This is a genomic window from Pedobacter sp. KLB.chiD (assembly GCF_047040275.1).
In the GTDB taxonomy this organism is placed as follows: Bacteria; Bacteroidota; Bacteroidia; order Sphingobacteriales; family Sphingobacteriaceae; genus Pedobacter.
In genome coordinates this window covers 4,896,544-4,920,056 of record NZ_CP178207.1, presented here as the reverse complement: position 1 = coordinate 4,920,056, position 23,513 = coordinate 4,896,544, and the positions used below count along the sequence as shown (strand labels likewise).

The following is a 23,513-nucleotide window of genomic DNA, read 5'->3' as shown; positions in this document are numbered from 1 at the left end:
AAGGCTCTAGCATCTATGCATTTATAAGTAATTCCCTTAGCCGATAGCCTAGTGCAGGATTTTTCGTCTCTTTAAATTCTTTTTGAAGATTATAAACGTCAAGCTCAGGCTTAATAAGTTTTTCCAATTGTGGATGAATAATGTCAGGAAAAAGCGCTAACTTATCCTCTCTCCCAAAAGCTGACAAATGCTCATTTACAACGGCCATAAATCTTACTCGATGCTCTTCAGAGAAATGGCTTAACAAAATATCCGCATAGTTCTTGATTTTTTTATGGTCCGATTCTACCATCAATGTTATTAGCACCTCTAAAGCAACAGTAACTGCTTTTTCGTCAGAATTGATAAGAGCCGCCAGTTCTCTTAGATATTTTGTTGTACTTCTTGGAAAATAGGAACCAGTTTTCTCGGCAACACATACTTCATATAGATATTGGTAAAGAGCAATCTGAAAACAAGCAGAATCTGGTTTGAGCAGATAACCATTCAATACCCTACCCCAGAACTTTCGGTCCACAAAAAAATACTCGGCTGTTTCTTCAAGTTCATAAATATTAACTAAACAATCAAGAACGAAGCTTTCCGGCATATCCGATACAACCCTTTCTGGAGCCAAGCCAACGATTGACTTACCTGCCACCAATTGTTGTACTTGCTTGGTAGCATTTTGGGTAGTAAATGCCATGATCTTTCCCCTGTAACTGATCTTACCCAAAAAAGTTAAAACGTCATTTCTGACATCCTCATCGAATTTATCCCAAAGGCCGATAGCAGCACGTAAGAATTTCTCTCTGAATAGGGAGATCTGTACCTGCTGGGTTATCGCAATGAGCTGACGCAGCGTGTTGCTGTCCAAATTTGGACCTTGGTGATAAAAGACGTTGATAAAAATATCGGCAATCTCAGGAATAGCGAACTGTTCAGTAAGCCTCTCGCGTAACCAGGTGGTGTAAGCTAAAAGAATAATACCCTTGGTTCGGGTTCCTACTTTCGCTTCTAACAAGGTACCATGGAAGCGAGCGAAATTAATATGAACATTGGCCGGTAGTTGTTTAAAAAAGATAGGCATGAGCTCACCCCACAGTTCCCACATTTGGTCTTCATCTTTAGGTGTAATTGTTTCCATCCAGTCGAAAGAATCCGAAGCATGCGCGGAGGCGAACTGCGTGAATAGCGGAATTGCCCGAATCACAACAAAAGGATCGTCAAAAGTTGATTTAAGAAAAAGGTTGGCATTGTTTCGAACCTCGGTTTTTTTGAAGTGAGGATAAGAGCGAAAGAGACCCCTAATAATGTGATACTTAATGTAGGGATTATCTTCAAAGGTAATGGTATCAAGTGTTGTGAATGTATTGTCATTCAAACTGGCCGCGATCAGGAATACCGCCATTTCCCTGATAAAAAGTTGCTGATACTCCAGAAAGTCTCTCAGTGAGGTTATATCGAAGCTTACTTTTGATTGATGTTCTGCAAGATCAATCAAGCCCGAAAGAAGTGCGAAGGCATTCCTCGGTGAGAGAACAGCTTTTTCGCTGACATAGCGATCCCATTTTTCCTGAAGTATTTTAGGGTCGGTTCTATAAGTCAGGAACTCTAAATTGAAAGGGATATTGTCAACTTCTGGGATGAAAACAACTTCACCATCCCATCTAAAAATGTTATCAGCAAAGTCAGACTTTCGCCGAAAAGTCCTGATGAAATCCTTTTGCTGGTCATTATCCAAAAGATGAAACTGGTTGGCTAAAAACAAAGCACTTTCATCCCTGACGGTAACGAAGGTGGATTTACCAGCAGCTTTAGCTAGGTCAAGCAGCTTCCTCTTTTCCATATCGGTCCGCTGACCGTTGAAAATGATGTAAAGACTTTTCACCGCCTGCAACGCTGCTTTCTCATTTAATCCACCAATAATCTTTGTAAGAAAGTTCAGGCTTTCGTTGAAACGTAATACATTTTTGTCCGCCAAAAGCAACCTTGCGGCTTCCTGATAAATAGGATGAGCAAAAAAATATTGATTATCTGCAAAGGTTACATAATTGAGGTCAATCAAAATACTTATGCTTTCATGTATCTGTTCCATCTTATAACCATCTATCGGATTCTTATAATTTTTAATTTTGAAATCCGACGCCCCATCTCCCATTTTTAAAGTGCCTCCAATCGATCTAGGATCAGTCTTATTGAAGCCTGGAAGATAGTCCGGAGAACTATGAAGAATAAAATTCAGGTCATTATCGTTGAGCCCAGTCTGGGTAGTTGCAGCTGCTCCCAGCAATAACATATACCTGATCCGCTTATGATTCTTCTTCAAAGACTGGGCTACGTCCTGCGCCTTGACATTGGCTTTGTTTGTAATTTGCTCGGTACTAAGAGCCCCTTTAGATACTTTTAAAATGGCCAACACCCTCAACTGCCCTAGCTGAAAAAGCTCCTTCTCCGGCAGCGTTTCTAACAGTATCTTCACCTGTTTGGTAAAAAACTTGGGAACGGCCTCTTCACTAGAGAATGTAGCCCATGCATCGCTCAGAAAAGATCGGTCGGATATGGTTAGATTGTGCCACTGGTTAACATACAGCGAACCGCCCCTGATGTAGTCAACAATCTCAGAGTTGCAAGTAACGATAAGCAACTTCCCTTTGGCTTCAGCGACATTTTCGATCAGGTTATTCAACTTTTTGACTAAGTTAGAATCTACCGCATCTAAGGAATGGCCAAAAGGATCTTCTAAATAACAGATTTTCCCTCCCGTTGTGTTTTCAAAGAGGAATTGATCTGCGGATGCTATATCCATTTTCACCTGATATTCGAAAGACTCGTTTTCCTTCAGCAGTTGATTGGCAATAGCGTAGGCAACCTGCGTTTTGCCACAGAGTGAGACACCTTCTAATAATAAAAAGTGTTTTGCTCTAAGGTCAGAAATCAATGTACTTTCTATTGGCCTATGTATATAATTGGGGCCTAACGGTGCTGTACGTCTTACTACGGCGTTCACTATCTCCTTTACCCCTGGCAAAATGTTGATGCCACTTTTCGCACTGCCCTTTACAAGGTTATAGAGGCTTTCGATAACATTTTTATGATTGACTTCTGCCACACCAAGTGAATTCAGCACAATTCCTATTTTAAATATCACCATATCATGGTTATGCTGATCAATCACGCTGACTTTTTCTAATAGTGCAACGAATTCATCTTTTATTAAGCCGCTCAAAAAAGAAGCACCAAATTTACCGCGCCCATCTGCCTGCTTAGAAAAGTTATCCGCTAACAATTTACCAAATGCTGCTGCCTTAGTCTTTGGTATGCCCTTTCTGGGTTGAAGGACATTGTTTTCCGAGCCAATCAGTTTGAGTTCTTCTATATTACTGGTCGCCCTGGCGGAGGTAAAGAAGCATATAAAATTTAGACTGGCTTGATATAGTCGACTAAGTATAAAACTATCATCTCTGCCTGCGGTAAACTTTGATAGCGCATCCCTAAGAAAAAACTGGTCAAATTCACTCATCCTGTCCTTACATTCAAATTCCAAATTCACTTCCTCACCTGAGTGATGATTGGTAAGAGTCAGCAACAGATCTTCATGACCGGCTTTGTCAATATATGCTTCCGTCATTATCATGCCAGTGGAATCATCATTCCAAAGATATAATATCAGATAGGCACTAGCATAGTATTGATAATCGTAGCCTTTAGGGCCGTAGAACGTTACATTCATTTAGATAAGGTGGTTAAAAAACTAAGCTACGAAATATTAAAATCACTTTTTATTCGCTTCCTCCAGTTCTGCCTCATAAGAACGGATTAGTCCATTGGTGATCTGTTTGAATTCACGCGGTTGGGATATCTGCTGGGGCAACGTTCTTAAGGAATGACAGACGCAATACCGCTCGCTAACATTCTCTAAGTTTTTGCGCTTTACAACACTTGAGGGAATCCTTGCGGGTCAGGCTTTCCATTGCTGCCTCTTCCGCTAAAAGATGATTTCCGTTTCAAGCCCTATGCTTCCCCTCGCCATTTAAACCGGAAATTAAAAGCTAAAAGTAAAGGCTCTACGCTTCCTTGAAAGGAAATCGTGCTTTGGCGCATTTGGGATAAATTTTCAGCGGGCATGGGTGTTGCGATCTGCGTTATTACGCTGTCCTAACGCCATCTAGTAACGCGACTAGAATAAGAGAACTGCCGACAGCTTGCATCTCTTCTAAAAATGATGCCGATTTGAAATGTAAGTCAAACCAGCATTCGTAATTAACGCTCTCTATTCAATGTAGTAAAGCGCGTAAGCTAGAATAAGCAATGTAACCGTCTTGTTACATAAATGTTAGAATCTTCAACCAGACCCGCCAGGTTGCTAATAGACTTTTCTTTGCGCATATATTTTCACAGATGATTATCGAGGGCTATACTAGAGCCTAAAAGAAATCTTTATGAAATAATAAAATATAACCATCATCCTCAAATTCCAGGTTCTTGATTTCAATAATCTGTCTGGGTTTCCAGAAAACCATTGATCCTTTATCATGATCAAACTTAGTGCGGCCATAGAGCCAATGACCTGCCCGTACATTCTTTAATCCGATCATATAAAAATCGCGGGTAAACTCATTAAAATTGAGTGTCATCCCGGGTGTAATCCGAAGCAAACTGAGCATAGGATGCTCTGGTATGGGCATCCCATTCTCCCGGTGCATTTGCTCAAAAATTTAAAATATTTCATTCTATTAAATCTTTAAATGTCAAACTAAACATCTACTGTCATGTACAATACAAAGATAGACTGAGGGTATGCTAAAATTTTAACACGAATTCTCGTTTTTCTAACACTTATCTGTAGATTATTCCAAAACTGGCCACATCTGACGTCGCAAACTGGCACTGATTTTCGGTAAAAAGTGTTCAATTGACTGATTTTAATGAGATTTAAGACTGTCCAAGCCTGTTCTGAAACAAGGTGTGTTTGATGGTCGAAATCGATTCTTGGCGGAGGAAACACAGCTTTAAAAGAAAATCAAACTTGGACATCTTATCTGTTTCTAGGCCGTTATTCTTTGGGTGCTCCTGGTAGCTCGTAAGGGCTTTTGCAAAGCACAAGAAGCCTTTTTAAAGATTATTGACAAGGGGAAAATAGAGGGCAACAAGAATCTGGTATTCTCAGAGCGGTAAGAGCAAAGCTACAAATCCATATTGCCTACTGAACAGCTTGGAACGTAAAGGCATGCATAGTATTCCCGAAATACCCAAATTCTTGCACATCGAAAGTCAACAAAGTATTGATTTTCTGGATGCGGATCTCTGAAGTAATTTATCCAAAACGTCTAAAAAATTAAAAAGTGGTTCAAAGAATCTCCCGTTAGGGCTACAAAGGGAGTTACTCCCAAAACAGACAAAGGCTGCTCCAAAAGAGTAGCCTTTTTTTATTTATCAACCACAGGTATCATTCACGATTGTTTCATTCATAGTTGACGCTTTAAATCTGCAGGTTCTCTAAAACAAACCTTTCGCCAGCGGATTAGCTGACCTTACTTCCATTTCAAATAGCAGCATCAAAAGCGAAAACGATAATCGCTCAAAACCCGACACTTTTTAAGTGAGAAGAATGGACATCTCCAATTTTTCATTTCAACATGAAACTTCAATGCTCCATTTAAAGATATGATCCCATAACGAATGGAACATAAATTTGCTAAAACTTATTTGGACTTATTTTAAATTAGATATATTTGCGCCCATTATTTCTATCCCTTAAACTAATGGCAAGTTATTTACGTATACTCCTGGTAATTTCTATATTATGCACAGGTATAACAGCAAAAGCTCAAAATACAGGAAACATCACTGGTAAAATTCTTCTGGTAAACGGCACTCCCTATACATCAGCATCTGTTACCATAACCGAACTCGAAAAGGCCACACTTACAGATGAGACGGGCACTTATCATTTCATTCATATTAACCCTGGCAGTTATCATTTAAAAATCCAGGTTTTGGGCGCTCCGGAATACCTTGTAGAAGTAACTGTTGTTGCTGGACAAACCGCGATGGGCAATTTTAAACTACCTACAGAAAACGTACAAGCTTTACAGGAAGTGACCATTGCTTCCAACATCAATAAATTTTCAAAACGTGAAAGCCGTTATGTGGCGCGCTTACCGCTCAAAAGCCTGGAGAATCCGCAGGTTTACAATTCAGTATCAAAAGAATTGATGCAGGAGCAAGCTGTAATAGATTTGGGTAGCATCTCGAAAAACGTACCTGGAGCCGGCATCCCTTTGATTCTGAACCAAGGTCGGGTGACTTTCCGCTCCCGTGGTTTTGAAACCGAGCCGAATGCACGCAATGGTGTGGCCGGACCAGCTTTCTCATTCATTGACCCCGTGAATCTGGAGCGCATTGAAGCCATCAAAGGACCATCCACGACCTTGTTCGGCACCAATATTTCCAGCAGTTACGGTGGTTTATATAACCGTGTAACTAAAAAGCCTTATAATGATTTTGGCGGGGAGGTAGCTTATACCGCAGGAAGCTGGAACCTTAACCGTTTAACACTTGATGTAAACACATCTGTTAATGCAGATAAGACGGCCTTATTCCGCCTGAATGCCGCCACTACCCATCAAAAAAGTTTTCAGGATCTTGGTTTCACGAATAATATCGCAATAGCTCCTAGTTTTTCCTATCAGATCACCGATAAACTATCACTGTTGATGGACGTTGAATTCGGACAGGAAAAAGGCACATCTGTTGTTCGCTTTAATCCTTTTATCATGCCCAATACCGATCAATCGGTTACCGATATCGGCTTCCCCTATAATAAGACATTCCTGAGCAACGATCTTACTTACTCCACACAGATGCTGAACATCTTTGCGCAGGTAAATTATAAAATATCGGGTAGCTGGACATCTCAAACCATTATTTCAAGAAACCGCTCCACCATTGATGGTTACATTACCGCGCTGAACGGAAGATCTGCAACTACAGTACGCCCGCAGATTATCGTTGGAAATACCAATTTCATCGCAACAAACATACAGCAGAATTTTATCGGTGATTTCAAAATAGGCAAGTTCCGCAACCGTATCGTTGCCGGTATAGATTTTTATCATAACGATAACGATTTTGACCGGGTTACGGTTAATTACAACCAGGATGTAAACTTTATAAACCCACAGCCGGCTTATCGCATCAGCCGTTTCAAAGTAGACTCGCTAAGCAGCAGGGGTACGCTACGTAAAGAATATAATCGCGATAACACCTATGGGGCCTATGTATCAGACGTATTTAACATTACCGACAAATTGCTGGCCATGGCGAGCATTAGGGTAAATACATTCGATTACAAGGGTGTTTATAATATTGTAACCGGGCAGATCACAGGAGGCTTAGGATCAAGCGGCACATCTGCCGGTCCTTATAAACAAACGGCTGTTTCACAAAAGCTAGGATTAGTTTATGAAATCAGTAAAGACCACCTGTCGTTATTCGGTAATTATATGGGCGGATTTTTTAATCGAAATGGTCAGTCACTTGATGGCACCACATTCAAACCAGAACATGCCAATCAGCTTGAATTTGGTTTGAAAGGTGATTTATTTAATAATCGTTTATCGGGGACAATAAGTTACTATGATATAAAAGTGGACAATGTTCTACGTTTAGACCCACGGGACGTTAATTATTCTATCCAGGACGGTTCGCAACTCAGCCGGGGCATTGAGGTTGATATCATCGCAAATCCTTTCAGCGGTCTGAATATTATAGCAGGTTACGCTTACAATTACAGCTTATTTACCAAGGCTGATGCAACAGTGAATAATCTGCGCCCGGCACTTTCCGGTCCGGATAAAATGGCTAACCTCTGGGTGAGTTATCGTTTGCCGGAAGGAAGCTTGCGCGGCCTGGGTATTGGCTTTGGCGGTAATTATGGAAGCAAATCCTACCAAACCAACACACACAGTACCAAGATTACCATACCGGCCTACACCATGCTGGATGCCGCCCTGTTTTATGACCAGCCCAGATACCGCGTTAACTTTAAGGTAAATAATTTAACCAGCGAAAAAGCCTGGTCGGTAAGGTTAACTCCACAAGCTCCGGCGCAATTTATTGGCAGCATTGCGCTTAAGTTTTAATAGGATGGCCCATAACCGGCTTTCTGATCCGGCCTGGTAAACGCAAAAAGAAAAAAAGCCCAGGGCTGTTCAGCGCTCTTCAAAAATATTGGCAAAAGTTTTATTTAACTGATATCCGGATGTGATGTTGATACCAGAACTGCCCTTAAGAACAATTCTAAAAATTGCTCTTAAAGGTCAGCAGCACGCATACCAAAGAACAGATTCCAATCCACTAAGGTCGGATTTCCTGATCTATCCCGTTTATATAATGATTAACCAATTTACCATTTAATGCATGGTTAAATAAATGGTTTGGCGCATCTATATAATATAAGGCACCTCCTGTAACGGCTTTTAAAGAGAGGTGGTACCTTGCATCCAGGTTGTATACAACTTGGGTAGGACAACCTGCAGCTTTTAAAAACTCGATCAAAAGCCTCAGCCCTAATGATTGGTGAACTTCATCAATATCAAATGATGAGCCATATGGACCAAAAATTTCATTAATGTAAAAACCGAAACTCTGCAATCTTCTAAAATATTCATTACTGTTATTTTGTGGGAGAATAGCATCCGATTGATTCGATTTGCGTATATGTGGAAAAACATTGGGCTCTACTAAAGAACCCGAAACAGAGGCAACCCCCAGTTCTGTGGCCATTAAGGTTTTGTTTTGTCCAAGTATAAAATTAGCATCCCATTCTGTTCTTCTTCCCAAATATTCATCTTCAAAATGAAACGTTCCCCCGTACCAATCGGCAGCATTTTTTGCCGCAATTTTGCACTGATATATTTTACATTTTACAAAATCCCACGTCTCTCCGCCAGCCCCGAGAAAAAATGTGCTACCTAAACTAGTCTGACTGACAGCAGATGTATTTACGAAAGTTCCACATTTAACCATCGCAGAACCATTTTCAATCTTTACTGCTAGGTGATAGGCTGAATTTATATTTACCGAAGTGATGACATCTAAATAAGTACTATTATTGATAGCCAGTTTCAACGTATTTCCATCAAAGAATAAGTCTAAAAGATCACATTTGAAAACACGTCCATATCCGCCTGGAATTTCCTCAATAAGAAAATCTAAAGAAAAATCTATGATTTGCGGGCTGCCTGGTATATTTGACAAATCACATTTTGCAAATTGAGCACCATTTAACCGCAACCATTTTTTATTCAATCCAAGTGCTTTTCCAACCCCACCTTTAGCACCTAACTTAATAACGGAATCAACTATTCCGTTCCCCGTAAGTCCGTTTATCAATTTATTGGTTTCCTGTATGGAATTAATATAGTTGCTATCAATGACCAGAGGAGACGAATCGGCGATGAAGCCATCTCTTTTTGTTTGATAGTGTTGATTGTTGATAAATGAACGGATGTTTTTTAAACCATACTGAACACTCATTTTGGTTTTGCTCAATGCAGATTTACCTTTACCATCGGAAACAGAATATTTCCTATTCTCACTATTATGTCCACTGTAGTAATAATCCATTAGTTCTCCAGCAATAAAGCCTTTTTTAATTGTACCAACATCATCTGAATGCTGTTCCAATATAGGCATATAATAGTCAATCCCAGGATGGTCGATATTCGGATCTGCCCAAAGCCAATCCATAAAAAATTGATTATTCGTATAACCAAACTCTGTCCAATCTGCAGCATATGTAATTTTTGAAGCAGGAAAATAATGCCTGGCAGATGCTGCAAGTTGTTTTAATGTAACAAACCATTTGTTTCGTATGGCTGCATTGGTATTTGTAGACAGTGTAACCATCTCCGATCCAATGTAGATAAGTGACAAATCAATACCCTCGTCACTTGAAAGCTTAAGGTAATATTCAACGAAAGTTTTATAACTTTCTATCCAGGCATTTACTGATGATTCTTCTGAGAATGTGACCTCTCCCCTCCAGCGCTCCTTATCATGGATATCACTGTTATTTATAAATCTGACAATAGGTGCAAAGCCAACCTTATAGCCTCGCTCTTGAAGATAAAGCGCTCCATTGGTGAAACTCTGATCATTTTGTGTTCCGGCCAGACCAATAAGATTAGATATTTGAAGGGCCGTATCCTTATTATAACTTCCAGCAGTCCACATGCCATCAGCTATTTCCGCTTTGACATCCTGACTGATCCCAGCCTTCACAATTGTTGGATTGGTAAACCCTTCACTGAACCAGTTCAACCACATCACACAGGTATCTACCTCAGTTAATCTGGACAGATTCTCTTCAACTGTATAGGTAAAATCAGTTTTTTCTGGCGATGAACTGCCAATAACCAGAGATTCATAAATAGCATTAAAATATTTAGTTGCCCCACTATTGCTTCGGATGGTTGTATCATAACCAAATTCATCAAAGCTAGTGACCATTACTGCATTAATTGCCGGACTAATTAAATTATAAATACTGGTTTCGTCTGCAGCCCCATCTCTCAGCTTTTTTATAAGCTCCCTTAACTTAATGCCCTGTGTTTTGTTTAAATTTGGATTGAAAGGACCAGATGCCTTAATGATTTCATCTATATATCCATTTGTTATTGGTGTTATCTTTGCCATGACTTTAATATCAAATAAGTGCTATAAAATAGGTGATAAGTTAATTGTAGTTTTTAAATGGTTATTTACCATGATAGTGTATTTGATGAGATTAAAGGCAATTTCAGCCTGAATCTTAATGCTTTGATCAATTCTTTCATATCAAGCGACAGCAGGTATTACTGACAGTGATCATATGCGCTATCTAATCATCAGGTTTGATTTTTTTAAGTACGAAAGCTAACATTTCTTTTTTCCGCATAACATAGCTCAAAACGGAAACCATCTGACACATTATCAATCTAATTCAAACATAATATCTAAATATAAAATCCAAAATAAGAATACATTATGTAGATGTTACCATTCTCTACATGAATAGGATTATATTCGGGATAGACTGTAATGCATTTTATAATTTTTAGCCAGTTAAATAAAAACTGATTCCCCTAATTATAAAGAAGTACATGCATCTGTTTACAAGATACAATTGATTCCACCTGGAAGCAATACTTAAAAATCAGTATAAATTATAACTCATCATTAGGCCTGAGTATAGAATTATGAAAGCGTATTTCTGTTGACCATTAAAAACCATACGTAAACGCAAGTGATGAGTTTTTTGTATGATGCAAACTTCTCCATCAGAGTGGATGTTACAAAGACCAGGCTCTTCATTCAGAAACAATAAATATGAGCCTGAATAAACGCGCAATGGCATTTAGGCGTTAAGAGATACCAAGCCATTCTGTTGCCCGGATAATGGCAATATGTTTTGACATTGCTTTTAAGAAAATGGGCAGGGAAAAACCTGGCGAAAACTGCTGCTATATGAAAAGCCACTGGATATGCGGCTACAAGGAAGCCCATAGCGTTAGTTTTTTCTATTTACGTTATTGTTTTTTTTACAAACAAATATATCTGAAAGGAAAATCTATTTCGGTATGGGCTCCAATTCTATTTCATCGCCAACTGTTGATCATCTGCTTCGGCCATTTCTTTATAGAAGGTTTTAAACTGATCGATTTTATCTAAAGGAACGTAATCTTTCTTTAACACGAAACTCCGCTTCAACAGGATTTTATTTCCCTGTTGTTCACTTTCCAGCTTAAAATCAATAAAATCGTTGGTCAGCTGCACCGTTTTAAAAGGCTGAACCATCGTCTTTCCAACAGGAAGTTCTAAAGATAATTCCTGGTTAGACTCATCAATGCCAAATAATTGGGTAAGATCTATACCAAATTTCCGCGGTGAAACCACCTGCAGTGCTGTAGCATATGATTTGTTTGACCATGGAATAGAGAATATAGACATTCCTGCTACACTTTTGCTCACGTTGAGCAATTTATATGAGCAGGCGGTTGCTACTGTATCAGAAGTTGATTTTGCGGCATTTAGGTTGGTAAAATTCAGGCTATAAATCTCATTTTCAGGATAAGTACCTGTCAAATCTTCCTTCATCTTCTTGATTTGATCTGCATTGCTCAAATCGTTAAAGACACTTCTCATATAGCTGGACATTGATCCGGTATTCCAATTCGTTTCCTTAACCATCATATCGGCATTTTCCAACTTCACTTCGGTTTTGTAACCCATAATATTTTTTCCTCTTATACCGGGATTAAATGGAGTCAAACCTGTGCTCGTTTTGTTAATTTCAAGAATATTAGACCCAAGAAAAGTATTACTGAAAGTGTTAAAAGGCAAAGTTCCGGAAGTAAGTTCTACCCAATAATCTTTCCCAGCTATAGTAGATTTGGCAATGCAGTGATTAAATTCGATACTTGGCAATAATAGCGTATGCTGCCCCCGATCTCTGGTATTTGCCAAAGCCAGTGTTGCCGAAATACCAGCTTCTTTACACATGCTAACAAAAAGCGTAGACACATCTTTACAGTCGCCAATTCTGGTATTAATAACTGTTGATGGGTTTTGTGGGATAATACCACTTTGCCTGAACGATACAGAGCTATATGCGATGTTGGTAATGATGTAATTATAAATCATTTTGATTTTGGTCAAATCATCTAAATTACCTTTGCCCTCAAACAAATCGTTTACTACTGTCTTAATTTCATAACTGCTTCTTGCTTTGGCCGAAGCAATATTATCGTACCAATCTGCAATAAATTTCCAATCCGGAATAGATGATAAATACAGCATATTGGTTACATCATCCATTGGCGGCATTTTATCCTCATACCTTAATGCTTCTTGTTTATTCTTCTCCCACACGTACAAATCAAATTCATCCTTTGCTGTTTTAACAGGAGTGATATCTTGCTGCGAAAACACATATTTAAATGCTTTGTCGCGGTGGATGAGCAGCGAATATTTAATTTTAAGATTATCTAGTCCATCACTAAAATAGAAAGCGTCCCAGAAGTGGCTAGACATGGCCCCCATGTGGAAATTTTCGATTTTATAGCGGATATTGATTACATCGCCAACTTCGAGGTTGGTAAACACCAATTCATTATCGTTGGTTTCGGCCGGAACTTTGGTCCCATTGGCTTTTATCACCTCAGCAATTTCGATAGCGTAGTTCTGATCATTGTTATAAGGAATTGCGTACTCCTTAAAGCTTTCAAGTCCTTTCTGGGAGAGTATTTTTGCTGTAAAAAAGTGTTTCTCTTCCGATCCTCCGTTTTCATAAACAACTTTCTGCACCTCATTATTTAAAACCACAACCTGTCCATCGGGATATTCGGTTTTTGAAGGTGCCTGGCTAACCATCACTTTCACGTCTGGTTTCTCGAAGTAATCGAAAACGGCTTTTTTATCCTGAAGGGTTCTTAACAACTGAATAACAGTGTAATTATTCGGATCGATCTGCAAACTCGTTTCGTAAGCCTTAATACTTTTCTCTTTCTGCTTATTTGCATTATACAACATACCCAACTGGGAATATACAAACGCGTTGTTAGGGTCGATGTCGAGTACTTTTAAATATAATTTTTCAGCCTCATCATACTGTTGCAGCTTATAATAACTAGCCGCCAGGTCGGTATAAACCGCAAACGCAATCGGATCATCTTTCAGTTCTTTTTTGTAAATATCAATTCCCGCGTCAGTTTCTCCCTTATCCATGTATAATTTAGCTACATATTTGGCCGCTTTGTAATCGTTATTTTCGTTAATATACTTTTGAAGAATATCAATAGCCTTCGGATTCTTTCTAATCTGTACTTCAATCAGGTATTTTAAATTCACAATATCTGCTGAACTTAAATGCTGAGGATAATTTTTTTCAACCAGAGCGATAATTTCCGGTTGTTTTTTCTCTTGTCCGAGTATATTAAGCTTTTTAATCAAAACCGCTTCATTCTCACCATAGATTTTTTCGAGTTTGGAGATAATTTCTTTTGCCCGCACGTAATCATTCTGTTGAAAATGCTCAGTATACATCAGTTCAAGCGCAAGTGAACATTCAGGGTCGTGTGTTTTGATTTCTTCTTTGAGGGTTTCTATTCCGGTTCTATTGTCGGCTTTCTCAAACAGTTCTATCATCATTAGGTTCAGATAGGTGCTTTCTGGGAAACGCTTTTTAAGTTTCTCCAGGATCAATCTCGCATCAAACACATTCCCTAAACGCAGGTAGAGCTTAGCCATCATTAACTGATTTAAATAGTTCTGAGGTTTTGCTTTTAAGGCATCTTCAAAATATTTAAAGCCAACCGACTTTAGCTGAGCTGCAGCAGGGTTAGTTTCTTTTGAATAGGCTTGTGGCGTACTCGTGGCAGAAAGGTGATCTAACGGAGTTCCGTTAACATCTGTTAAACGAAGCATAAAATTCGATCTGCCTGCATAGCTTTCGCCAATCTGTACCAAAACGCGGTTATAGCCCTGGTTTAAGCTAACCGGAACGATATAGGCATCAAGATCGTTGTTTCTTTCTTCAGATTCGCTGATGACAAGCCGGTCGTTTACCCAAACCTTTACCGATCCGGATACGCCGATCCGTAATTGTGCCGTTGTATTTACAGGTGCATTAACAAAGGTTTGAGCAAACTGTAATGCATTTTCATAAGTATTGTAATAGGTAAAATCAAACCATTTATCGTGCCTGGTGTAGGGTACCGTTCTCCAGCTAAATTTCCGGTTCTTCTTGCCCGTAAAAACGTAATTAAGTTCCGGATGGGCTAGAATATCATCATATTGTTTATCAAAACCACTGGTCGAAATATTTTCATACTCGCCTGTAATTAACCAATTTTCGATTTCGCCTATCTTATTAAAATACTGATCTGCCTCGGCATATTGTTTTTTCTCTTCGTAATGCGAACCTAGTGACGAACAGGCCAATGCCTTTAGGGTTCCGTCAACGTCTTTTCTTGCTGCAAGTTTTTTATAAAACTCCAGCTGATCGGCCGTTTTTATTTTCGAAGCCCTGTTGGGCATATCGCTCCAGAGTGCGATAAGGTATGGTTGCGGGTTTTTAGAGGTATTGGCTAATTTATTTAAATAGTCAAAGCCCTCTTTATCCGAACGGTCCATTTCAGTCATCATAGAAAGCGCAACATTTGCTTCATCTGAAGATGCAGGTTTCAGCGCTGCTTTTGTAAAAAAATCACGTGCTGCTGTACGGTTGTTTTTGAAAAAATACTCCCAACCTGGGTTTAAATTTGTTTGTGCCTGAATAGCCGAAGAAACAAGAACAGAGAGAATTAATAGTTTGAATTTCATTTTGTAATTATATAAAAAAACAAATCTGAATCAAAAGCAATTTTTGATCAAAACAAACATAAAAATACCTTGTTTACAGCAAGCATTTAAATACCGAAGCTAATATTTAAACATCATAGTCGAATAATCAACAGCTACATGTTAATCACCAAGTGTATTAATAGTCAACATGGCAATGATCGTGGATCAATGCGTTTATGAGAAGTATAGAAATGAACCGGATTAAGATATACTTCCCGTTTAACATGAGCGTTTTTAACATTTTCTGCCCGGATAAGCTTAAGCAATATTCTCCAGATACCTTAATACCTCTTCTTTCTTTCTGCTGGAAACCTGGATCTTCTCTCCATTCTCCATTTGAAGATAGCCTTCCCTGAAATATTTTTTAACGTAAGCAAAATTGACCAGGTAGGATTGGTGGCATCTTAAAAAACCAAAAGGAGATAGCAGGCTCTCATAATCTTTCAAACCTTTTGATACCAGTATTTCATTTGATCCTTTGATCACAAAAGTGGTATATCCTTTATCGCCCTTGCAGAACATGATATTTTCTATAGCAACCACTTCAATGTATTCGAGTGTTTTAAGTGCAATGCGTTTATTGGCCGATAATCCCTGGGCAAGGTAATGTTCTTTAGCAATGCTTAATTGCTGCTGATCAAATAAATCCTGTTTACGGTGGTGAAAACACTTATTTATGGAGGAAGTTAAAGCTTCATCATCAACTGGTTTAAGCAGGTAGCCAAATGCACCAAGATTAAGTGCCTGTATCGCGTATTGATCATAAGCAGTTAAAAAGATGACCTGAAAATCCCCTATTCCTAGCTGTTCAAAAAGCTGAAAACTATCTCCATCCTTTAGCCTGATATCGGCGAGAATAATTTCGGGCTTTAAAGCCGGTATTGCTGAGGCCGCAGTAGCAATTTCGGCAGCAGAACCCACCACCTGTACATAATCGATCCTGCTTACAATCTGTAGAATATGCTGCAGGATACGCGGTTCGTCTTCCAGTATGTAAAGTTTCATGTTAGATGTAAATTAATCGTTGATAATCGGAATATTGATTTTTACCAGTACACCACGCTCACCTGTATCGTTTTTGTCGGTAAGCGTAAAATTGGCATTTTGACTATAACGGCAAAAAAGTGCCTCAAACCGTTCGGCCAGAATGGTTTGTGCCAAAGACTGTTTTTGATGATTACCACTTGCTTTATTATTTAAGCCGCAACCATTATCGTCTATCGTTATTTCGAGCTGACCATTCTGCTGGTCAAATGAAATTTTAAGCCACCCCTGGTAAGGAATGTTCCTAAATCCATGTTCTATCGCATTTTCGACGAAAGGTTGGATGAGCATAGGTGGAATAAGTGTGGCCTGTGCATCAATCTCTTTCGAAACCGAAATCTCATAAGTAAAGGTATCGGCATAACGCATTTGCTGCAATAACAAATAATTATTTAACGAAGATATTTCTTCATCAATGGTGATAAAATCCTTCCTGTTTTGTTCAAGGATTGCCCTTAGTAAACCTGAAAAAGATTTTAAATACCTCACGGATTCAGACGTATTGCCTGATGAAATCAGACCTTGCAGATTAGAAATGGCATTAAATATAAAATGTGGATTAAGCTGTGCCTGAAGGAGTTTTTGTTCCATGATCAAACGCTGGTTATCTGCTGCCAGAAGTTTGTTCTTATCCTTTAACCGAAGCTGGCGATAAGTGACAATGAACAGCGATACAGCAGTGAGGGAAATCACCAGTACCATGAATAGTAACCAGCGTTGCTGACTGATCAATTTTTCGTTTAGTTTATTGCGGCTGTTAAGCTCGTTGATACTACGGTCTTTCTTTTCTACCTCGTATTTTTCATGCAATTCAGCTATTTTAGCGGCCTCTATAGCCTTGTTATTTCTGATTTCAGTTTTATAAAGGGAATCGGCAGCCTCCAGTGCCGATCTATAATCACCTTTAAGTTTATAAGCATCGATCAGGCCCATATATGGAGAAGTTTTACGCTTGCCGGATGGATCTTTTTTCTCCATTTCCATTCCCGCACGGTAATAAAAAATAGCAGAATCTGGTTGAGCATTTCTTATAAACGAGGTAGCCAGATTATTGTAAGCAATATCGTTCAGGTTATCCATTTTTTTCAGAAAACGAAAATATATGCGGCTACAGTCAAGTGCCTCACCTGGCTTCATCTGTTTACTGTAAATCTGTGCCTGATTATCATAAGTGCGGGCCAGTGCCAGACTGTCTTTGATATTAATAGCCAATATCCGCGCTTGGTTGTTGTAGTACAACATTTTTTTCAAATCGCCAAGCCTTGAAGCCAGTAAAAACGAGATATCAAAATACCGTTGTTTAATAACGGGATGATTTTTATAAGGATGTGCCGCAAAATACATGGCAGCATATTCCAATGATTTTTGTTCGTTATGATTTTGATAATAGGCTTGCGCAATTAAATCGTAATAAAGATAGGTCAAACGGCTTTTCTTTGTCTCAGCGGTTTTTAAACCCGATAAAATCCGGTTCATAAGCGAGGCTTCTACCATTGCCCCATTAGCTATGGAATATGAAATGATCGCAATATCCTTTAAAAGTTCGATATCATCGTTTTTTTGGTACCCCTTTATTTGTTGATAAGCCGCCAGCGCGCTATCTTTTTTCTTTGCAAGCGAAAATTTTCTTGCCCTGTAATAATGGTAAAAAGGATTTTTTTCCTTTTCAGACCTCAATGACAGTATACTATCCTGCTGATTAATGATGTGCTTTAGCTTTTTAGATCCTTTGAGGGTATCTAATGAAACGATAAATGATATCTGATCAGCTATAGATTGCCCTTGAAACGATACCGATTGATCAGTACCAGTTACCTCAGGCTTTTGCCGGCAAGAAACCAGGCAGAACATGGAAAGCATCAAAACAGGTACAAATTGGCATCGTAAAAAAACATTCATGTTGCTTGATCGATAGTTGGGTATTTTCATCAGAATTAAAGCCTAAATATATCAATCGGAAGCATAGCTGAGAAACCTATATCAATATTCGGGAACTTTGGGGTTATATCCGCTGGTAAAAATTAATTATTCGATTAAGGCTAAGAGATAAAATATCAGGCTGTTATGGAGATGAAAGGAATGCCCTATCTTAACTCGGCATATGCCTGATTCTTCATGCGAAAATGAAAGCTAAATAAATGTCTCAAGCAGATTTCCGGCAAAATATTGCGAATATGGAATGAAAATTACCGAATGTAGGTTATCCCTTTTCTGTTCAGGCTTTTCTGTTCAAATTCACTTTCGAAAAACGAGTACCATCCTCTTTTCAAATATTTTAACCATTTACTTAAAAAGGAAAAACTATGAAACATTTATTTATTGCACTAGCATTTACCGCAATAGGATTCGGCGCATTTGCCGGCGAGGTTGCACCAACAAAATCCCTGCCTCTATCTAAAAACACCTCCGAAAAGAAAGTTGCCGAAAAAGAAGCCAGCAAAAGCCAGAGGAGAAAAACCAAAAAATACGTTTTTCATCTAACCTGTGGTGATGTAATTGTAAATGTTTACACCGATGCGGTTAATGCACCAGGTGTAATGAGCGGAATTTGGAACCATTTAGACCAACAGAACTGCCACTAAATACAAAATCTGCTGCAATCTAAATCCAGCGCGAACACCAAAACAGGAGTTAAAATAAACTCCTGTTTATTTGCATTTATAAAAGAGGATGGTCTCTTTTTAAAACAGGGCTTATGAAAAGATATTTTAAAAGTTGTTTACCAGGGCTTTCCCTTTTTTTATTGTATAGTCTATTCTGCGGCTCTGCACTTGCACAAAAACGAGCAGAGCACGTAGCCTACTATCGTTTTACACACATTAAAGACTCCACACAAAATGCAAAAGTGTGGACGGAGGAATTTATACTGGCTTTCAATTCCGATAAAAGTGTTTATACCAGTCATACCAAACTTGTACAGGATTCTGTGAATGCAGTTATCATTAAAAATGCCGAAGAAAGCGAAAGTGAAGAGGTAGATATGGGTAGCTATACACCGGTAACAGCCGAACAGATTTTTATCAATGGCAACAAATTAGCCGTTGTTAAGAATTTTAATGGGGCCGATTATCTCGTTCAGGAAATTACGGATAAAATAAACTGGAAGATTCTGGCTGAAACAAAAACTATTTTAGGTTATAATTGCCAGGAAGCAACTGGTACCTGGAAGGGACGAACCTATACTGCATGGTTTACAACCGATATACCTGTAGGTTTTGGCCCGTGGAAACTCCGCGGATTACCTGGCTTAATACTGGAAGCAACCGATAAAACGGGACGGATTACTTTCAGTTGTACAAAAGTGATGCCCCCGGTCAGGCTTCCTGCTGCAATTTCATTAGATCTTCCCCACGAATTAACCGCTACCACATTAGCCCAATACAGCCGGATGGAAAAGGCTTACAGCGAAAATCTGGATATGGATGCTTTCGATCCACAAAGCGTGATGATGCTGATCAACAGTGGACAGGTAAAAGGTACAAATGGGAAAAAATTTAGTCTAAATTTCCCATTGGAACTGGATAAATAAACAGTTCATGCTGATCAGGGTTATCTGTGGCTGTTTTCTTCTGCTCATATGCTTATTGCAGGTGCAGGCACAAAGTATAATTAAAGGTGTAGTACGCGACAGCAGTGGCACTGCGATAGCCAGTGCATCGATAACGGTTATGAACAGCAAGGGCGCCGGTATTTTATTTTCCACGACCGATCAAAAGGGCAACTTTTTCTGCAGGCTCGAAACAGCTGAAGATAGCCTGTTTATCAAGGCCACAGCACTTGGGTTTAAACCCCATATCTCGACATTAAAAAAAGTATCAGCTAATAATCTTCTCATTACCCTTGCCCGCAATATTATTAAATTACAGGAAGTAACCATTAAATCGGCAAGTCCGGTTGTTAAAGCAGCCGATACCTTGAAATATGATGTAAAGCGGTTTATAGAAAGCCAGGATCGGGTAATTGCCGATGTAATTGGCCGCATGCCCGGTCTACAGGTAGATGATAAGGGAGGGATAAGCTTTAATGGTAAAAGAATATCAAAAGTTTACATCGACGGTGAAAATCTGTTAGACCGAAGTTACAAACTTGCCACCTCCAATATTCCGGCTTCAGCCATTGCCCAATTGCAGGTAATTGAACGCGATCAGCCTGTTAAAGCTTTAAACGGTTATGTAAACAGCGATGATGTAGCACTCAATCTCACTTTGAGCGATAGTGTTAAAACAATGATTAGCAATAATGCACAGGCAGGCGCAGGCAATAAAGCCTACCTAGCCGAGTTTAACAATCTGATTTTCAGAAAAGGCATCAAGGGAATCAATACCCTAAAAGCCAACAATACAGGTAACGATCTGCAGGTAGAACAGGAAGAAGCCGGACAGCTTTCGGCAAATGAATTTAGAGCCAGAGATCCGCAAAGTTATTTATCCATGCAAAGTGAAATAATTCCTGATTTACAACCCAAATACTATCTCTTCAATAACGACCTTAGTGCATCTGCAAATACACTACTTAACCTGGGGCAAGACTGGCGCCTGAGGTTTAACCTGTCGACACTGCGACTTAAACACCGCTATCGTTTTAATAATCGCGTGAGTTACTTTCTAACAGGGGCAGATACCGTTAGCTATGTGGAAGAACAGGACAATGTATATCGCCTGAACAGCTGGAAAGCCAAGATGCAGATAGAAAAAAACAACAGTAAAATTTATTTCCAATCGCAAACCAGTTTGGAAATACCCATGTGGCAGCGCAGCGGGCAAGCCTCACAAAACGATGTTGGTTTTACGCAGGAACAACCGATGAAAACCCGTTCCGTATATAATCAAACCAAAATGGTAAAGGTTTTGGGAACCGAAACAATACTGGAATACAACGGATTGCTACAATATCAAACGGTAGATGAACAACTAAAGATAATGCCCGGAATCCATAAGGCAATTTTGAACAATGGATTAGATTACCGGCAGCTCAAACAATCAGTTTTTACCGATAATCTTTTTGTGGACGAAAGTATTGCACTCCGTAAAAAAACCGGAAGAGTAGTCCTATCTTCTTCACTTGACTTTGGTCTTGAAAAAAACAATTTAAAGAGCGACTTACTGATTTTGCAAGATATTGTCAGCGAACATCATCCCGGAAAGGATTATATCAACAACGTCGGATTTCAGAATGTGGAAGTCAGGATAAAATCATCTGCGCTATACCGTTTAAAAAAGGGGGAACTTAACGTTATGTTAGCTCCCGGATACAATTTTATCAGTAATAATGACCGGATTAAACAGTACCTTACAGAAAGTAGCTATTTTAGCTTAAATCCTGCAGTATCTTTTCGCACAAATGTGGGGAAGTTTGCAGATATGCAGTTCAGTTACGCAACTGATAAAGGTTTTGGTGAAGTGAAAGATATTTACCAGGGTATTATGCTGGTCAATTTCCGGCAGTTCAATTCAAATGCCATACCACTTCCGGTAATAGATCGAACATCGCTGTCTGCAAGATATTCCTTTCGTCGGCCAATCAACATGTTTTTTTACAATATTGACCTAAGTTATGTTTCGAGCAGGCAAAACTATATCCGTTCATATGCGGTAGAAAGTATACTAACCCGTGCGGTGGCCGTAGATTTTGATAACAGGCTGAAAGAATTTAATGTTGGCGCAAATTTATCGAAATACCTCTTTTTTGCCGGGCTTAACCTTTCACTCAGAGCCAATACAGGCTTTCAGGAGGGCTTTACCTTTTATAACAATGGCATAGTCCCATATCATGGTACGCAGGTGAATGCAGGAGCCTCGCTGAGAAGAAAGTTTTCTAATCGGCTGAGCCTGTTACTGATGTATGATTTTATGCAGGCTGTAAACCGACAGAAAACTTATGGTGGAAGTTTAACCGAGACCGTGGTGAGCAATCACAAAATCAGGGCAGAATGGAACCACCAGATTGGTCACAAAATTTTCTATCAACTCAACTATAGCTTAATCAGTTTTAACCAATCTTTCCAGAACCGCTACCAACATTCTTTTTTCGATCTCAATTTAAGGTATGCCCCAGGTAAAACAATTGGTGCTTTCGAACTGCAGTGCATTAATTTAATAGGCCGGAAGGCTTATACACAAAGTAGCTCCAATACCAATGAACTCAGCATTTATGACATGCCATTAAGGCAAAGAACATTTTTAATTAAATACAGCTTCAATTTCTAAACACTGAGGCTGCAAATTCTGAAAATCTCTTCTTTTTGAAAAAGCCCAGATGTAGGCTTCTAAACTAGAATTTAATAGTTCGTTGTGCTTTGACAGCATTTTTGAATCTAATGATCATTAAAGACTTGCAAAAAGCAAAATAATCAAAAATTTGGTTGATTTTTAACCGATTTTATCGATTATCGGCCTACTTTATTAAAAAAAACATTGATAGAACTCAGTTTTTACATAAATTAGTACAACTAAACGAAGATGGTTAAGTGAAGTCTATACCCATTACTGCTGAAAAGGAATTATTAATTGGATTAAAGTGCGGGGATAAGATCGCCTTTAAACAATTATATGAGATATATTCGGGTAGACTCGCCAGCAAATTGATTTATCTGTTAAAATCTGAAGAATTAGCTCAGGATATTTTACAGGATGTATTTCTAAAGATCTGGATCAACCGGGAAATGATTGATATAGAACTTAGTTTTGGCGCATTCCTTTATAAGATTGCTACCAATCTTTCCAGAAACGTAATCCGGAAAAACGTTTATGATCAGCTCATGCGCCTCGAGGTAGAAAAGGAAGAATTTTACCATCCTATGGAAGACAATGATGAAGCAGATCAGGCCAAAGCGATTCTCGAGCAGGCTATGGATCAGCTTACAGACAGGCAACGCGAAGTATACACTTTACATAAGCTGGAAGGGCTCAGTTATCAGGAAATTAGTGAAAAACTAAATATCAGCCTATCTGCAATAAATCATCACATTCAAAAAGCCAACAAACAATTAAAAGTGATACTAAAATCAAGGTCGTTTGAGCTTTTTATTCTCCTGCTGCCAAGTATATTAAAAAAATAATTTCACAAGAGGTGCTATTTTTTCTTTTTCATGTGTATTCTAT

General features: G+C 38.9%; 11 protein-coding genes. 5 read left to right on the top strand and 6 right to left on the bottom strand.

From position 1 onward, the window contains the following. Positions 1-13: 13 nt before the first annotated feature. Positions 14-3,712 carry a hypothetical protein gene (locus ACK1I8_RS20340; RefSeq protein WP_412467094.1) on the bottom strand — a complete coding sequence of 1,233 codons (3,699 nt, stop codon included), beginning with the start codon at positions 3,710-3,712 and terminating at the stop codon, positions 14-16. A gap of 694 nt (positions 3,713-4,406) precedes the next feature. Then, the gene (locus tag ACK1I8_RS20335; protein ID WP_412467093.1) at positions 4,407-4,685 is read right to left on the bottom strand and encodes a hypothetical protein; all 279 of its coding nucleotides are present in this window, start codon (positions 4,683-4,685) and stop codon (positions 4,407-4,409) included. Positions 4,686-5,744: 1,059 nt separating this feature from the next. On the opposite strand from ACK1I8_RS20335, the gene ACK1I8_RS20330 reads away from it, so the two are divergent. Continuing rightward, entirely contained in the window at positions 5,745-8,126 is a 2,382-nt protein-coding gene (locus ACK1I8_RS20330; protein WP_412467092.1) for a TonB-dependent receptor domain-containing protein, read from the top strand. A 214-nt stretch (positions 8,127-8,340) separates the two neighbouring features. On the opposite strand, the gene ACK1I8_RS20325 is transcribed toward ACK1I8_RS20330, so the two are convergent. From ACK1I8_RS20325 to ACK1I8_RS20310, 4 genes are all read right to left on the bottom strand, one after another. Then, positions 8,341-10,683 (bottom strand): glycoside hydrolase TIM-barrel-like domain-containing protein, encoded by a 2,343-nt coding sequence (locus tag ACK1I8_RS20325; protein WP_412467091.1) that lies wholly within the window; start codon positions 10,681-10,683, stop codon positions 8,341-8,343. A 936-nt stretch (positions 10,684-11,619) separates the two neighbouring features. Beyond that, positions 11,620-15,348, bottom strand: a complete 3,729-nt coding sequence (locus tag ACK1I8_RS20320; protein ID WP_412467090.1) for a tetratricopeptide repeat protein — start codon at positions 15,346-15,348, stop codon at positions 11,620-11,622. 279 nt (positions 15,349-15,627) lie between these two features. Continuing rightward, complete coding sequence (locus ACK1I8_RS20315; protein WP_412467089.1) at positions 15,628-16,374, bottom strand: LytR/AlgR family response regulator transcription factor; 747 nt, start codon at positions 16,372-16,374, stop codon at positions 15,628-15,630. A 12-nt stretch (positions 16,375-16,386) separates the two neighbouring features. Continuing rightward, positions 16,387-18,312, bottom strand: a complete 1,926-nt coding sequence (locus ACK1I8_RS20310) for a histidine kinase (protein WP_412467088.1) — start codon at positions 18,310-18,312, stop codon at positions 16,387-16,389. A 404-nt stretch (positions 18,313-18,716) separates the two neighbouring features. On the opposite strand from ACK1I8_RS20310, the gene ACK1I8_RS20305 reads away from it, so the two are divergent. The 4 genes from ACK1I8_RS20305 (at position 18,717) to ACK1I8_RS20290 (ending at position 23,470) form a co-directional block, all read left to right on the top strand. Further along, positions 18,717-18,995 carry a hypothetical protein gene (locus ACK1I8_RS20305; protein ID WP_412467087.1) on the top strand — a complete coding sequence of 93 codons (279 nt, stop codon included), beginning with the start codon at positions 18,717-18,719 and terminating at the stop codon, positions 18,993-18,995. A 113-nt stretch (positions 18,996-19,108) separates the two neighbouring features. Then, on the top strand, positions 19,109-19,942 hold the full coding sequence (locus ACK1I8_RS20300; protein ID WP_412467086.1) for a GLPGLI family protein: 834 nt from the start codon (positions 19,109-19,111) through the stop codon (positions 19,940-19,942). A 7-nt stretch (positions 19,943-19,949) separates the two neighbouring features. Next, positions 19,950-22,619, top strand: coding sequence for a carboxypeptidase-like regulatory domain-containing protein (locus tag ACK1I8_RS20295; RefSeq protein ID WP_412467085.1), 2,670 nt, complete (start codon positions 19,950-19,952; stop codon positions 22,617-22,619). A gap of 260 nt (positions 22,620-22,879) precedes the next feature. After that, positions 22,880-23,470, top strand: a complete 591-nt coding sequence (locus tag ACK1I8_RS20290; protein WP_412467084.1) for an RNA polymerase sigma factor — start codon at positions 22,880-22,882, stop codon at positions 23,468-23,470. The last annotated feature ends 43 nt before the right edge of the window (positions 23,471-23,513 follow it).